Genomic DNA, 15,047 nt, shown 5'->3' on the forward strand with positions numbered 1-15,047 from the left:
ATGTCATTGCCCGCACGCAATCATCGATTGCCCGAAAATGAAGTCGCCGATCAGGTGATCGCCGATGCGTTCGCTTCTGACGGTGCGATTGACGTCGACCGTCTGCTTTCGGCATGGGATACCGCAACGACGCGTTTGCAGGAAACGCACGAGGCGCTCCGCCGAGAAGTGGCTCGTCTCTCCGACGAATTGGAAATCAAAAATCGCGAGTTGGCGCGCAAGAATCGCCTGGCCGATCTCGGCCAGATGGCGTCGCACGTCGCGCATGAAGTTCGCAACAGCCTGATGCCGCTAACGATGTACGTCAGCATGCTGAAGCGTCAGTCTGACTTTGGTCCCAGCAGTGCGGCGATCGGCAAGAAGATCGAAAACGGTCTGACAGCGCTCGATTCCACCGTCAACGACCTGCTTCATTTCACGTCGGATCGGCAACCGCAGTGGAGTCGCTTCCCGTTGGCGCCCTTGTTGGAGGAAGTTTGCGAAACGCTGGCTCCGCAGTGCGAGGCGCAAAAAGTGAAGTTCGCGATCGATGTCGATCCGCTGTTAACGGTACGTGCCGATCGCGGAATGGTTCGTCGCGCCGTGTTGAATTTGGCGCTCAACTCGCTGGATGTCATGAATGACGGCGGACGCTTGTTGCTGACCGCTTGTTTCGGACGATCAGGCGTCGAGATCGAATGCGCCGACTCGGGACCCGGCTTCAAGCCGGAAATCGCCATCCGTGCTTTCGATCCCTTCTTCACCACCAAAAACACCGGCACCGGACTTGGCTTGGCGATTGTCCAGCGAGTCGCGGAAGCCCACGGCGGTCAAGCGATCGCGATGAATTGTCCTGAAGGAGGCGCCGCCGTAACGCTGGTGCTTCCGCAACCCCGTAAGGAGGTCGCCGCGTGAGCATCGTCGAATCCCCGATTGCAACCGGAAACGTGCTGGTCGTTGATGACAACGCCCGCGCTCGCCAGTCGATTGTTGACGTCTTGGAGATGTTGGGTCATCGTGGCGCCGCTTGCTCCAGCGCTCATGAAGCGCTCAAGCGGATGGAGACGATCGATTATGACGCCGTCGTCACCGATCTGCAGATGCCGGGTATGGACGGCTTAGAACTGGTTCAGCAAATTCGTCGTCGTGACGCACATATCCCGATTGTCATGGTCACGGCGCACGGCAGCGTGTCGACGGCGGTCGAAGCGATGCGATTTGGCGCCGCCGACTATTTGGAAAAGCCGCTCAACGCCGATCGTTTGGAAGCGGTCATCAATCGCGTCCTGGAGAGCGCCGCCAGCGGTGATCGCGCCACAGTTGCGACTCCCGGCGAAACGAATCAGGTTGCAATGATCGGCGAGAGCCGTCTGATGCAACAAGTGCGACAACAGATCGCTCAAGTGGCTCCGACCGACGAAACCGTGTTGATCATCGGCGAAAGCGGCGTCGGCAAAGAGCTGGTCGCACGTACGATTCACCAGTGGAGCCGTCGCGCCGACCGAGCTTTGATCAGCTTGAACTGCCCGGTTTTGTCGGCTCATTTGATGGAAAGTGAATTGTTCGGGCACACGCGCGGCGCCTTTACCAGCGCTGACTCGGCCCGCGTCGGACGATTTGAACTGGCCGAACAAGGAACGATTTTGCTGGACGAAATCAGCGAGATCGACTTATCACTGCAAGCCAAGTTGCTGCGAGTGCTGCAGGAACGTTGCTACGAACGGGTCGGTTCGAGCGAAACCTTGGAGACCGATGTTCGCGTTTTGGCGACTTCCAACCGTGACCTGCCGGGCGAAGTAACCGCAGGGCGTTTTCGCCGCGACCTTTATTATCGCTTGGCGGTCGTGCCGATCGAGCTACCGCCGTTGCGGCAGCGCCGCGACGACATTCCGTTGCTGGTCGAATACTTTTTGCATCAGACGGCGGCGCGATTGGAGAAGCCGGTTTTTGACATGCAAGCGGAAGCGCTCGATTTGCTCGTGCGTCATGATTGGCCTGGCAACGTTCGCGAACTCGAAAATATCGTGACTCGCGCCTGCGTGCTGGCGATCGATGGTCAGATTTCGGCCGACGCCTTTAGCAGCTGGCTCAATTGCGAATCGAGGGAAGAGGCCTGCGATTCACAAGAATCGCAGGTCGGCGTCAAGCTGGACGAAATGGAACGCCGCTTGATCTCGGCGACGCTGGAACACTACGACGGTCATCGCGAGAAGACCGCGGCGGCGCTCGGCATTAGCCCGCGGACGCTATCGAACAAACTACGCAGCTATGGGCTGGCCCCGCGTGCGAAAACGTTCGCACGGGCAATTTAAGGAATCCAGACCATGAGTAAGCCGATCGGCAAAAATTTCCGAATGCCAGCAGCACGATTTTCTGCTGCCGCGAAGCGGAATGCGATGCGTCTCGCGCGACATCGCATGCAATTTGCCGAGCTTACCGTAGCGAACTTAAGGTACGCCTTTTGCATGATTCCCCTTCGCCTGGAAGGAGCCGAGCGATGAGCGGTTCGATTTTCAACGCCAGCACGATTCCGATGCTCGAGCAAGTTTTGAACTTCTCGCAGTCTCGCCACAATCTGCTAGCGGGGAACATCGCGAACCTCGATACGCCTGGATATAAAGTGCGCGATCTGAATGTGGACAAGTTCCAGATGAAGTTGCGTGAAGCGATCGAGGAGAAGAACAAACCGAACGAGCCGCTCTCGCCGGGACTGGTTTCGACGCGCGAGTCGGATCCCATGCGAAGCGTGAAAGATTCATTGCCTGGCATTTTGTTTCATGACGAAAGCAATGTCGGCATCGAACAACAAGTGATGGAAATCTCGAAAAACCAAATCATGCACAACATGGCGATCTCGTTGATGGAACAGCAGATGCGGTTGTTACAGACTGCAATTAGCGAACGCGTCTAACCAGGAGAGTCAAAATGAACGGCGCTCTCGATATTAGCTCTAGTGCGATGGTCGCGCAGCGTGTCCGCTTGAATGCGGTCACCAGCAACATCGCGAATATGTCGTCACTACGGGATGAAAACGGGGACATCGCTCCCTACAAGGCTCGACACGTGATTTTTCAGACCGACAACGCGATCCGCGCCCAAGGGGGCGCCGCCGGCGTGAAGGTCTCGTCGATTGAAGAGTCGCAGGTCGAACCGATTTATCGGTATCAACCGACGCATCCGTTGGCGATCACGGAAGGAAAATACAAAGGCTACGTGGCTCACCCCCGGGTCAACATGGTCGAACAGATGGTCGACGCGATGGAAGCCTCTCGCGCGTACGAGGCGAACATCGGCGTCGTCGAGATCTCGAAGAATCTCGCCGCCCAGTCGCTCCGGATTTTGGCGTAAAGCGGAGGAGATAACAGCCCATGAAACCGATTCACAACATCTCGCCGCAGACGATCTTGCCGAGTCATTTGACTCGACCGGCCGGAACGTCTCAGTCGCACGAGTCGTTCACCAACTTGTTTATGGAAGGCTTCTCACGCGTCAACGAGATGCAGCAGCAAGCCAACCGCGCCGTTGAGCAGCTGCAAACCGGCGGCGAAGTCAATCCGTCCGAAGTGCTGATCGCCGTCCAAAAAGCGGACGTCGAATTCAAGCTGATGATGCAGGTTCGCAACAAGATGTTGCAAGCCTACCAAGAGATCAAAGACATTCGCATTTAGCGCCAAGACGTTCCTACACCAGAGTGAATGAGGTCCATGGATGGACTTTTTGAATAAAGCTTTCGAGCAAATCAAAGACCTGTTTTTCTCGATGACGCCGGGCTCGCGCATCATCGCGGGTCTGTTGATTGTCGTGATCATCGCCAGCTTCGCGTTCCTGTTTCAGGGAGGGATGTTTGAGCATGACGCTGCGCTGTTGGCAGGTGCAGCGGTCGATCCCGCCGATCAAAAAGCGGTGTTGGCGGCGTTCGCTGGGGAAGGGCTGGACGACTACAAAATCGAAGGTAGCCAGATCTACATTCCCCGCGCCAAGCGAGCCGAATACGTCGCCGCGATGGTAAAGCACAACGCGATACCGCCCGAGTTTCATGAAAGCATGGAGGACGCGGTCGACAACGCGAATCCGTTTGAGTCTGAACAACATCGCTCGGATCGTCAGAAAGTCGCGAAAGAAAAAGACTTGGCCCTGGTTCTACGAAAGATGCGCGGGATCGAGTTCGCTTCGGTGCACTACGACATCGAAGACAAAGGGGGCTTTCCCCGTCGCAAAGTTTACACGGCGTCGGTCGTCGTTCGCCCGCTCGGTTCGGAAGAAATCGATCAGTCGCTCGTGCGCAGCATTCGGAACTACGTCGCTTACTCGATCGCTGGGCTTTCGCCCGAACATGTATCGGTCACCGACTTGAACTCGCGCCGCACTTATTCGGGTGATACCGAAAACCCGGCCGAAGACGCCTATGCGGCCCGCAAGCAGTTCTTTGAAAACTCTTGGCAAGACAAGATCGCGGCGGCGCTCAACTATATCGACGGCGTCAACGTCACGGTCAATGTCGAACTTGATCCAAAGATGAATCAGCGGGAAGAACGTCTAGAGCATGGAGCCCGCCCGATCGCTCTGCTAACTTCGGCCCAGAAGCGAACTGAATCGAGCAAGGTTCCCAAAGAAGGGGGCCGTCCCGGTTTGGCGGCTCAAGCGCCCAACCAACAAGCGGAGCTGACCACGGCGCCGGCTCGCGAGTCTTCGATGGAAGAAAGCAGCGAAGAGACCGCTTCGGTCACCGACAAGACGCTGATGCTGAGCGAAACCGCGTCGCTGACGCCGCAACAGGTACGCGTAGTCGTGACGGTTCCGCAAGATTACTACGCCGGCATTTGGAACAAGCAAAACCCGCCGGCGCTTGGCGCCCAACCAACGCAACCTGACGCCGGCGTCTTGAAGAAGATTGAAGAAGAAGTCAAGAAGTCGATCGAATCGCAAGTGGTGACGCTGCTTCCTCCCCAACCGCCGGGAGACGATCCCTATCCGCAAGTGCATGTGACCTCGGTCACGCGCACCGACGTGCCGACAATGGCCGAACCGGCGCTGGCTGATACGGCGATCCTGTGGTTGGGCTCCAATTGGCAAACGGTGGCGATGATCGGCGTCGGCTTGTTCGCCTTGTTGATGCTTCGCAGCATGGTTCGCAGTCAGCCGGAGGAGCCGAAAGTTGATCACAGCATCCGCCTGGCGACTCCTCCCCAAGAGGAGGAAGACGACGACGAGCATGACGTGTCAGGCATGCTGAAGAAACGCTTCACCAAAAATAGCCCGAATCTCAAAGATGAACTGATCGAGATGGTCCGAGAAGACCCAGATACGGCCGCCGGGATTTTGAAAAACTGGATCGGCGCCGCAAGTTAAGCGACTAAGGGGGAAACGACATGACGAACAAAATTGATCAGCAGATGATTCGCAAAGCGGCGATCGTCGTCGCGGAATTGGATCCCGACGCCGCCGACGCGTTGCTGGACGGCTTTCCGGAAGAAATCGCCCAGCAGGTTCGTTACGAATCGATGATGGTCGACGACGTTCCGGTCGAAGAGCGGCGCGCCGTCCTGGCCGAGTTCATGCAGCGTCGTAACGGTTCCGCCGCCAAAACGCAAACGCACGACGAACTCATGCTTAGTTCGACGGTTCGCCATCCTGCGTCGCGAACAAAATCCCCTGCGTACGAAGCGAAGCCAACCGCTCCGGTGCCGCCGCCGTTTCATTTTTTGAACGAAGCGCCGCCAGAAATGTTGGCGCCGTTCTTTGAACAAGAGAGTCCGCAAGTAATCGCCGTCGTCCTCTCACATCTCGAGCCGGTGCGGGCCTCTGCGATCTTACGCGAGTTGCCGATCGACCTGCAAGCGACCGTGATTCAACGTCTGGTGGATCTCGGACATACCGATGCGGAAGTGCTGCATGATATCGAAACGCGTCTGCAATCGATTGTGCAAGATCAACTGCAAGCGATGACGCATCGCCGCATTGGCCTGTCAGCCGCCAAAGCGATCTTGGCAGCTTCGGACGAAGCCAGTTCGGCCGAAGTGCTGAAAGCGCTGAAGACGCGCAGTGCGGCGATGGCCATCCGATTGGGCGCTGAGGAGCGCCCCGCCGCTCCTGAAAAAGCAGAGCCTTCGGAACATTCGGACGCGGTGTATGGAGATCATTCGCCGATCCAGCCGCAGCGAGTTTCGACCGACATTGCGGCTGCGGATGGAGTCGTCAAAAAGTCGACGCCCAAACCGGCTGTCGCCAAGGTCGAACCGCCGGTCGAGGCGTGTCTGCCTTTGGCCGACTTTGTCAAGTTTGATGACATGTTGTTAGGTCGCGTGCTGTCCGAAGCCGAACCGCAGACCGTGCTGTTGGCGTTGGCTGGCGCATCCAACGCAGTGGCGCAACGCTTCAATCGTGGTCTGTCGAAACGAGAGATTCATGACTTACAGCGTCGCATTCGTGATTTGCAGCCGGTGTTGATCCGCGATATTGACGCCGCGCAAAAACGATTGGGAACAATCGCCGCGCGGGTGATCGCACAGGTTCAACAGGGTGGTTCTCGTTTGTCAGCATCGGCGTAAGAAAGAGGACCATGAGCGTTATCAAAGCGGAACAACTGCTACGCGAAGACCACGATTTTTCGGCGGTCGCCTTCAATTTTGAAGATGTCACCGATCGCGCGCAAGGCGAACTGGCCAAGATCAAACAATACGCGGCCAAACTGATTCAAGACGCACAGCAAGAAGCGACAAAAATTCGCCAACAAGCGGCGATCGCCGGACAAGGGGACGCGACGCAAAAGGCGCAGCAAACGCTGAAAACCCAAGTTGACCAACAAGCGGCGACCGTCGTGCCGGCGCTGCAGCAAATTGTAAAAGAGCTGTCGGAAGCGAAGCAGCTGTTTTTGAAGGAATGGGAAGACGCCGCTTTGCATGTCGCCTGCTCGATCGCAGAAAAAATCATCCGTCGCGAAGTCGCGGCGCGGCCGGAGATCGGCGTTGAGATGATTCGCGAAACCATCAAGCTGGCGAGCGGCTGCGGCGAAATTGTCGTGCACATGAACCCCGCCGATATTGATGCGATGGATCAAGGAGCTTCCAACTCGGCCAACGTATTACGTCGGCTCTCTCCCTCGCAGATTGTGCCGGATCCGGCCCTTTCGCGGGGAAGTTGCCGTGTAGAAACGCAATTTGGCGAGATCGACGGCCAGATTGAAACGCAGTTGCAACGGATCGAGGAGCAGCTGAAGTAAGTCATGGAACGCATTTGCAGTCAACTTGATCAGCTGATGTCGCACGACTTGGTCGGCGGCGTGGTGGAGACGATCGGCACCACGATCGCCGTCGGCGGTTTTCCGGCGCCGGTTGGATCGGTTGTCGAGATCCAACGTCAGTCGGGCAAGCCGCTGGCAGGAGAAGTAGTCGGGTTTCGAGGGGAGCTGACGTTGGTCTTTCCTTTGGAGCAACTGAGCGGCGTCCGGCAAGGGAGTCGTGTGCGGTTGATTCGCACGCTCCGTTCGATTCCGGTCGGCGACTCGCTGTTGGGACGAATCGTCGACGCGCATGGCAATTGTATTGACGGCTTGCCACATCCGGCGCTGACGATGCGAGCTCCGATGGATCAAGATCCGCCGCTGGCGACCAGTCGGCCGCGAATTCATGAAACATTTTCGACCGGCGTGCGCGCCATCGACGGCATGTTGACGTGCGGCGATGGGCAACGCATCGGCATCTTCGCCGGTTCCGGCGTCGGCAAGAGCGTGACGCTGGGCATGATGGCGAAGTACGCGTCGTCGGAAGTCAACGTCATCGCACTGATCGGTGAACGCGGCCGCGAAGTCAATGACTTTATTGAACGGGACCTGGGCCCCGAGGGAATGGCGCGGAGCGTGGTTGTGGTGGCGACCAGCGATCAGCCTGCCATCATGCGCGTGCAGGCGGCGATGGCCGCGACCAGCATCGCTGAATATTTTCGTGAATCAGGGCGGCGCGTGCTGTTCATGATGGACTCGGTGACTCGTTTCGCGATGGCGCAGCGAGAGATTGGTCTCGCTGCAGGCGAACCGCCGACGACCAAAGGATACACGCCATCGGTATTTGCGATGCTGCCCAAGTTGGTCGAACGAACCGGTCGCAGCGCCCAAGGAAGCATCACCGCTTTCTATACCGTGTTGGTCGAAGGGGACGATACGAACGAACCGGTCAGCGACGCCGTGCGAGGCTTGCTGGATGGTCACGTCATCCTGTCACGAGCGATCGCGGCGAAAGGACATTATCCGGCGATTGATATCTTGGCCAGCATCAGCCGCCTGATGAACGATCTGGTAAGCGAAGAAATGCGTCGCGCGGCGCAAACAATTCGAGAGTTGATGTCGACCTACCGCGAGAACGAAGATCTGATCAATATCGGCGCCTATCGCCAAGGAACGAATCCTCAGATTGATCTAGCGATCCGCATGCGAAGTGAGGTCGACACGTTTTTGCGTCAAGCGATGGAGGAGAAATCATCGGTCGCCGCCGCTCAGCAGCAGTTGTTGCAGCTCGCTGCGAAGTGCGGAGCCCGACCGGTTCCGAATGCAGCCGCATTGGCGAAAGCGAAGCGACAGACCCAGCAAGCCGGCGCCTAAGAATGGATGAGAGATAACCCATGGCAAGTTTTCATTTCCGACTAGCGACTTACCTGAAGCTGAAAATCGCTGCGCGCGACCAGCGTCAGGCCGAGTTGATGGAAGTGTTGTCAATTCAAGAGCAATTGACCCGTGAAATGCAGGAAACGGCCGAGTTATTAGAGACGACGATCACCGAAGCGCGTGACGGTTGCTCGGTCGGTCGCATGAATGTCGACAGCTTGATTGTCGCTCAGCGAGAATTGAATCATCTCCGTTCACTAATTGCCCACAAACAAAGTTTGCAGCGGAAGCTGAATCCCCATATCGAACAGCGTCGCAACGCGTTGTTGGAAGCGGAAAAAGAGGTTCGTTCGCTCGAAAAACTGCGAGAGCGCCAAGAGAAGCGTTTTCAAACCGAGCAAGAGCGACTGGATAGTTTGGAATTAGACGAAATCGGGCTGATCGCCTTCGCCAGGAAGGAACGGTAACCGATGGCCGCATTGAAACTGGCTGCTAGTTCGTTCGCTTATCTTTGCGTCGCTACGGTATTGGCCGCAGCGATCGGGGCCGGCGTATTGATCGCCACCAATCGTGTCGACAGCAGCAAAGCGTATTCGATTCTAGCGATTGTTTACGGTATTGATGAAGACAAAATCCGCGAGCAACTGGATGAATCGGCGAAACCAGAAGCGGATAACGAAGAACCTGATATGCAGGCGGTGATCGATGCTCGCGCACGTCGCCATTTGGCGCTCGATTTTCGGATTCAAGCGCTCGATACCGGAATTGAAAATATTCGCGGCATGCAAGCCAATCTGGCGGAAGAACGCCGGCGCTACGATCAATTGAAAACCTCGTTCGACGATCGTTTGAAAAAGCTGGAAGAGGGCGTCCGCGATGATGCGATCGTCGAATTGCAGCGCACGATGGAGGCGATCGACGCACGCCAAGCGAAAGAACAGATGATGATCATGCTGGAGCGGGACGATAATTCGATGCAGGATGTCGTGACCATTCTGAAGGGGATGCCGAACGACAAGCGAAAGAAGATTATCGCCGAGTTTCGCTCGGAGGAAGAAAAGCAGAAGTTGGCCGACATCTTGAATCAGATTCGCTTGGGCGTGCCAGAGGCGTCGCTCATCAAGGGGGCGCGGGATCAACTAGACCAGTTTCAGCCAGAAACAACGTAGGGAGACAGGGCCATGGAAACGCGAGATGCTCAGAGCGTGCAAGCGCCGACGCTGTCATTGCCGCCGCGGACGATCGGTGTCGCTGGAAGTGCGCCTGTCGATGCGTTGGCGTTCATTAACCTGATTCAGCAAAACACCGCGGCGATCACCAAGTCGCCGGGCGCACAAGCGTCGACGCCGACCGGGTCTTCGGCGACGGATCGCCCTGCTTCGCAAGATCGAGACGATTCATCCAGCGAAAGCGATGATTCGTCCGCAGTTCGTTCGTCGGATGATGCAGCGCAGGCGGTCGAGGAGTCGTCCGATTCCAACGACGACTTTGCGCAACAAGCGATCCTCGACGCTTCCGACAGCGAATCGATTGACGATGGCTCTGAGGAAGAAGATTTGATCATTGGCGAAGCGAAAGTGACCGCTCCGATCGAAGACGCCGCCGACAAAAAGTTGGAAGAAGGTGAAAGAGTAGCGGAAGCCGAAGCTTCGGAACTTTCGGCCAGCGAATCGTTGACTGAAGTGGCCGGCGACAGATCGCAGGAGGAAGCGTCCGCGGTTGATGTCAATGAGGAGCAAGAAGAGGCGCTTGCCGACTTCGACCAACAACTTGCCGATGCTGCCGCTGAGGGATCTTCAACCGCTGCCGATTCGGATGCGATCGAAGATGCGGTGGCGGCGAAGGATAAACAGGAAACCGACGCCGAGTCGGAACTGACCGAATCAGAGGCGGGGACCAAGTTGGTCCAAGAGATCATTGCCGAGGAGCAGCAACAAGACGAAAGCCCCGCCGATTCGGACGAGGGCGAGCAGATTCGCCAAGCACAAGAAGCTGCGGCCGCCGCCTTAGAGCAAGAGCCTGACGCAGACGGACCGTCGGCGGCGGAGCAGTTTGCCGAGGATCGCCGTGAGGCGAGCGAGCGTCTTAGCAAAGAGACCGAAGTTCAGCAGGAAGCCGCTGCCGATGCTGGAGTCGATCCGTCGGCCGAAGGGGAGACAACATCCGCTCCGCAACGGATAGCGGCGCCGACGCCTGGTACGAATGCGGCGAGCGCCGCAGCCGAGATCGCCGCGCCTCCCACTGCAAGTACGGCCCCGCAAGCGGCTGCGACAAGCGGTGGAGAGTCGTCGAGCGTCTCAGAACCTGGTTTGGGGACGGCGATTCAACGCGGATTACAGCGGGGATTGCTGCACAGCGCAAAGTCATCCGGCGATGCTCCGGTAATCGATACGGCGAAACAAATCCAGCTAATCCAACGGGTCTCCCAAGCGGTTCGCAACGCGCAAACGCATGGCGGCCCCATCAAATTGCGTCTGAGCCCGCCAGAGCTGGGATCGCTCCGCGTCGAATTGCAGGTCGACGAAGGGGGAATGAAAGCGAAATTGGAAGCGGAAAGCGAAGCGGTGCGTAAAGTGCTGCTCGACAACCTGCCGCAGTTGCGCGATCGATTGGCGGAATTGAACCTGCGCGTCGATTCGTTCGATGTTTCGGTCGGTCAAAACGGAAACCCGCAAGACGCCGGCGGAGCGCCGGCCGATCAGCAACAGAATTCATCCAATCAGCAATCGTCGAGCGGCAAACGAGATTCGGCCAGAGCGGAAAATTCCAGCGTGGAAGCGACTTCGACGTCCGTCATGACAAGCGATGGACAGCTTAACGTGATGGCCTAACGGACCAAGAAAACTTGAAAATCGCATGCGTCGTGCGGCGCTGCGCAATACGTATCGAACTGCGATCACGGTCGACAAAACAGACTCATTTATTTGGAGCGTTCTATGTCAAGTGTAGGCGGCACAGGGTCGACAAACAGTAGTAGCGGCGCTGGGGCGAAGCAAGGGAACAGCTTGCAAGATCTTGACATGGATCAGTTCCTGAAACTCATGATCGCCGAGTTACAGAATCAGGATCCGATGGAGCCGATGAAGAACTCAGAGATGCTGGAGCAGATCGGACAGATCCGTAACATCACCGCGACAGAACAATTGTCGACCACGCTGACGAACGTTTTGGACGGCCAAAACATTTTGTCCGCCACCACGTTGATCGGCGGACAAGTTCAAGCGCTCACCGACCAAGGGGATGTGGTGTTTGGCGTGGTGACCGGCGCCCAGATCACTCCGAATGATGATGGCGTGCGAGAGGTGTTTTTGAAAGTCATGACCGACGACGGAATCGCGACGGTCAAACTGGACGACATCTTCACCGTGCTTCCCGCTTCCGCCGGACAGGCTCCGCCGGAAGAAGGTGAGGAAACGGACGAGACGGATGGAACCGACGGAACGGACACGAACACTGGCGGCGCAAGCGGATCGGACGATACTAGCGGCTCGGATGAGTCCGACGGCGCCGGTGAAGACGATACAAGCGTCGCTGCGTAGCAAATGGAACGGATGATTTTTGAGACCTGTGCGACGAGCGCGCGGCCGCCGCAAGAATAGACATAGATAGAATCCACTTACGGAGAAGTTGAGCAATGGGTCTAGCATCGGCCATGACGACTGCGTTAACAGGCATGACGGCCGCCGAAACGCAGATTGACGTGCTGGGCAATAACCTGGCGAACTCGCAAACGGTCGGCTTTAAAGCTTCCGATGCGTTGTTCGCCAATCAGTTTTTGCAAACGCGCGGACTAGGTTCTAAACCAAGTGAAACGGACGGCGGAACCAATCCGCGGCAAGTCGGTCTCGGCGTGATGGTTGCTGAGATTACCCCTAATTTCACCCAGGGAACGATCGAGGTGAGTTCGAATCCCTCGGATCTGGCGATTCAAGGGGACGGCTTCTTTATCGTCCAGGGGAACAACGGCGAACGGCTTTACACCCGCAACGGCATTTTCAAAACCAACTCGAACAATGAGCTGGTGACGATCGGCGGCGAACGGGTTCTCGGCTTTGGTATTGATGAAAACTTCAATATTCAAGAGACGCAGCTAGTGCCGTTGACGATTCCGCTGGGCGCCGCAGCTGTCGCCAAAGCGACTGAAAACGTCTATCTCGAAGGTACGCTGCCGGCGACCGGCGATCTGGCGACGGTCGCACAGGTGATCGAAAGTTCGATTCTCGGTAACAGCGCTATCCCTCGTCCCGATGTCAGCGGAGCTTCGGCGATTGTGGCGGAGACGCCGGATGACAGTTCGTCAACGACCGACAGCGTCTCGACGCCGGGGATTGGTTCGGTCGTTCAAGGGCAAACCGAAGGCGCCGGTTCGGTTCCGGATGGAACGTTCGACTATCGCTTTACGTTTTCTGACGCCGCTTTGGCGAATGAAACGCAGGCTTCGGCCAATATCACGGTCAACGTGGCCGATTTGGGGGACGCGATTGCGGACAACAATACGGTTACCTTTCCCGGCGCGCCGCAAAGCTCGAGTTACTCGCAAGTCAACATGTACCGCAGCAACGACGGCGGTGCGACCTACTTTTTGGTCAGCTCGACCGCGATGGGCGCGGCCGTTGAGGATGTTGCGGCGGCGCCGACGGCGACGCAATTGCCGGCGGCCAACATTAACGGAACAGGCTCTGGCGGCTTGCTGGGAGGGGGCGACGTGTATGAATATCGGTTCGCTTTTGTCGATGCGGATGGAAATGAGACGGTCGCGTCGGATGGTCAACAGATCACCGTCGATGGCGCTCCGGCCGATGGGAACGGGTACTCGGTCGTCCTCGATAATATTCCGACCAGCGCCGACTATACCGATGTTCGTATCTATCGTACGGCCGCCGGCGGCAGCGATTTTTATGAGCTCGATACGATCAGTATGGCGGCGGCCGCCGGTCCGTATATTGATGACGGCACGGTGCCGCTGACGGCCAATGAGCTGAACGAAGATACGATCAACGGCAACTACTCTTATCTGGTGACCTTCGGTCGCGCCGGACAGCAAGAGAGTCGACCTTCGTTGGTTCTCGGACCGCAAAACGTTATCAATGGTCGAATCGATCTAACCAATCTGCCGCTGCCGGCGGGGGGAACGCCTCCTTATGACACGGTGAACGTTTATCGCAATTTGTCCACCGATTCGGCGTCGTATTATCTTGTGACCGAACTAGGCGCAGGCGAGAGTTTTGTCGACGATCGATCGGACGCGGCGATTTCGGACCTCACAAATTCGGCCAATCGTCGGATTGACTTGGACGGACCAAAAGTCGACTCCAATACGTTATTGGTCGACGTTGTCAAACGGGACGGTTTGAACTTTGAGAGTATGTTCTCGGAAGGGGTGCTGACCTTCAAAGGTTCCAAAGGGGATCGTACGCTGAATGAAAAATCGTTTACCGTCACCGATACGACGATCGTTCAGGACCTGATCGAATTTCTCGAAGCGTCGCTTGGCATTCAGCCCTCGGTCAACGGCAACTCGAACCCGATTCCTGGTTCGGAAAATAACATTGCCGATGAGACCGGTGATTTGTCGCAAGGGATTTACATCACGACAGAAGGTCGGATTCGCGTCGTTTCTAACAACGGCGTTGACAATGGTATCGACATTGGGCTGTCGTCCTTCCAGTTGGACAACGGTTCAGGCGTGGTTCAGAATCCGAATCTGAACTTTGGCGTGATTCAAGAAGCTGTCGGTGAAAGCGCCGTGGCCGACGTGATTGTGTACGACTCATTAGGCGTGCCGATGAACGTTCGCGTGACGACGGTGCTGGAAAGCCGCAACGGCACGAATACCGTCTACCGTTGGTTCGCCGATTCGCCCGATAATGACGGCGATACGATCGGCGACGAGTCGGAAGCGGCGAGAATTGCAGTCGGCACCGGGCTGATTTATTTTGACGGCGACGGCAATTTTATCGGCTCTGACAACAACACGGTGACGATCAACCGACGCAACATTCCGTCGGAATCGCCGCTTGAGTTCGATCTCAACTTTGACCAGCTGTCGGGCCTGGCGGCTGATAAGGCGACTTTGAACGCATCGCGACAAGATGGTTCCGGCACCGGTAAGCTGAACAGTTTTATCATTAGCGAAGACGGGATTATCCGCGGCGTCTTTTCCAGCGGCGTCGATCGCGATCTGGGGATGATTCAGCTGGCTCGTTTCGCCAATCCCAGCGGTTTGGAGCAACGTGGTAACAATCTGTTCGCCTCCGGCGTGAACTCTGGTCTGCCTGTCCAAGGGGACGCCGGTGAAGAGGGGATCGGCAGTATCATTGCTGGCGCCGTCGAATTGTCGAATACCGATATCGGCGGAAACCTGATCGACTTGATTCTGGCTTCGACCCAGTACCGCGGCAGCTCACGAATCATTACAACCGCGCAGCAATTGTTCGACGAATTGCTGAATATCCGCCGATAGTCGGGATAT

14 protein-coding genes are annotated in these 15,047 nt (G+C 56.9%); all 14 read left to right on the forward strand.

Translation table 11 applies throughout. The annotated features are described in order from the left end of the window. The 14 genes from M4951_RS04925 (at position 1) to M4951_RS04990 (ending at position 15,038) form a co-directional block, all read left to right on the forward strand. Positions 1 to 894 (forward strand): sensor histidine kinase, encoded by an 894-nt coding sequence (locus tag M4951_RS04925; RefSeq protein ID WP_262025365.1) that lies wholly within the window; start codon positions 1 to 3, stop codon positions 892 to 894. After that, complete coding sequence (locus M4951_RS04930; RefSeq protein WP_262025366.1) at positions 891 to 2,291, forward strand: sigma-54-dependent transcriptional regulator; 1,401 nt, start codon at positions 891 to 893, stop codon at positions 2,289 to 2,291. Before M4951_RS04925 ends, M4951_RS04930 begins: the two co-directional genes overlap by 4 nt. Before the next feature lie 185 nt (positions 2,292 to 2,476). Further along, positions 2,477 to 2,890 (forward strand): flagellar basal body rod protein FlgB, encoded by a 414-nt coding sequence (gene flgB / locus M4951_RS04935; protein WP_262025367.1) that lies wholly within the window; start codon positions 2,477 to 2,479, stop codon positions 2,888 to 2,890. 14 nt (positions 2,891 to 2,904) lie between these two features. Next, complete coding sequence (flgC, locus tag M4951_RS04940; protein ID WP_262025368.1) at positions 2,905 to 3,327, forward strand: flagellar basal body rod protein FlgC; 423 nt, start codon at positions 2,905 to 2,907, stop codon at positions 3,325 to 3,327. A gap of 20 nt (positions 3,328 to 3,347) precedes the next feature. Next, positions 3,348 to 3,647: a flagellar hook-basal body complex protein FliE gene (fliE, locus tag M4951_RS04945; protein ID WP_262025369.1), complete on the forward strand. Its 300-nt coding sequence runs from the start codon at positions 3,348 to 3,350 to the stop codon at positions 3,645 to 3,647. Positions 3,648 to 3,696: 49 nt separating this feature from the next. Then, positions 3,697 to 5,328 (forward strand): hypothetical protein, encoded by a 1,632-nt coding sequence (locus M4951_RS04950; RefSeq protein WP_262025370.1) that lies wholly within the window; start codon positions 3,697 to 3,699, stop codon positions 5,326 to 5,328. Between the two features lie 20 nt (positions 5,329 to 5,348). Next, positions 5,349 to 6,527 (forward strand): FliG C-terminal domain-containing protein, encoded by a 1,179-nt coding sequence (locus M4951_RS04955; RefSeq protein WP_262025371.1) that lies wholly within the window; start codon positions 5,349 to 5,351, stop codon positions 6,525 to 6,527. Between the two features lie 11 nt (positions 6,528 to 6,538). Next, a complete protein-coding gene (locus M4951_RS04960) occupies positions 6,539 to 7,198 on the forward strand; it encodes a FliH/SctL family protein (RefSeq protein ID WP_262025372.1) in 660 nt (219 codons plus the stop codon). A gap of 3 nt (positions 7,199 to 7,201) precedes the next feature. After that, positions 7,202 to 8,572: a FliI/YscN family ATPase gene (locus M4951_RS04965; protein ID WP_262025373.1), complete on the forward strand. Its 1,371-nt coding sequence runs from the start codon at positions 7,202 to 7,204 to the stop codon at positions 8,570 to 8,572. 20 nt (positions 8,573 to 8,592) lie between these two features. Further along, positions 8,593 to 9,042 (forward strand): flagellar export protein FliJ, encoded by a 450-nt coding sequence (gene fliJ / locus M4951_RS04970; protein ID WP_262025374.1) that lies wholly within the window; start codon positions 8,593 to 8,595, stop codon positions 9,040 to 9,042. Positions 9,043 to 9,045: 3 nt separating this feature from the next. Further along, the gene (locus M4951_RS04975; RefSeq protein ID WP_262025375.1) at positions 9,046 to 9,744 is read left to right on the forward strand and encodes a hypothetical protein; all 699 of its coding nucleotides are present in this window, start codon (positions 9,046 to 9,048) and stop codon (positions 9,742 to 9,744) included. A 12-nt stretch (positions 9,745 to 9,756) separates the two neighbouring features. Then, positions 9,757 to 11,406, forward strand: a complete 1,650-nt coding sequence (locus M4951_RS04980) for a flagellar hook-length control protein FliK (RefSeq protein WP_262025376.1) — start codon at positions 9,757 to 9,759, stop codon at positions 11,404 to 11,406. 105 nt (positions 11,407 to 11,511) lie between these two features. Beyond that, positions 11,512 to 12,114, forward strand: a complete 603-nt coding sequence (locus tag M4951_RS04985; RefSeq protein ID WP_262025377.1) for a flagellar hook assembly protein FlgD — start codon at positions 11,512 to 11,514, stop codon at positions 12,112 to 12,114. 95 nt (positions 12,115 to 12,209) lie between these two features. Next, positions 12,210 to 15,038 carry a flagellar hook-basal body complex protein gene (locus M4951_RS04990; protein ID WP_262025378.1) on the forward strand — a complete coding sequence of 943 codons (2,829 nt, stop codon included), beginning with the start codon at positions 12,210 to 12,212 and terminating at the stop codon, positions 15,036 to 15,038. Positions 15,039 to 15,047 lie beyond the last annotated feature (9 nt).

The sequence above is a fragment of the Blastopirellula sp. J2-11 genome, from assembly GCF_024584705.1.
Lineage (GTDB): Bacteria > Planctomycetota > Planctomycetia > Pirellulales > Pirellulaceae > Blastopirellula.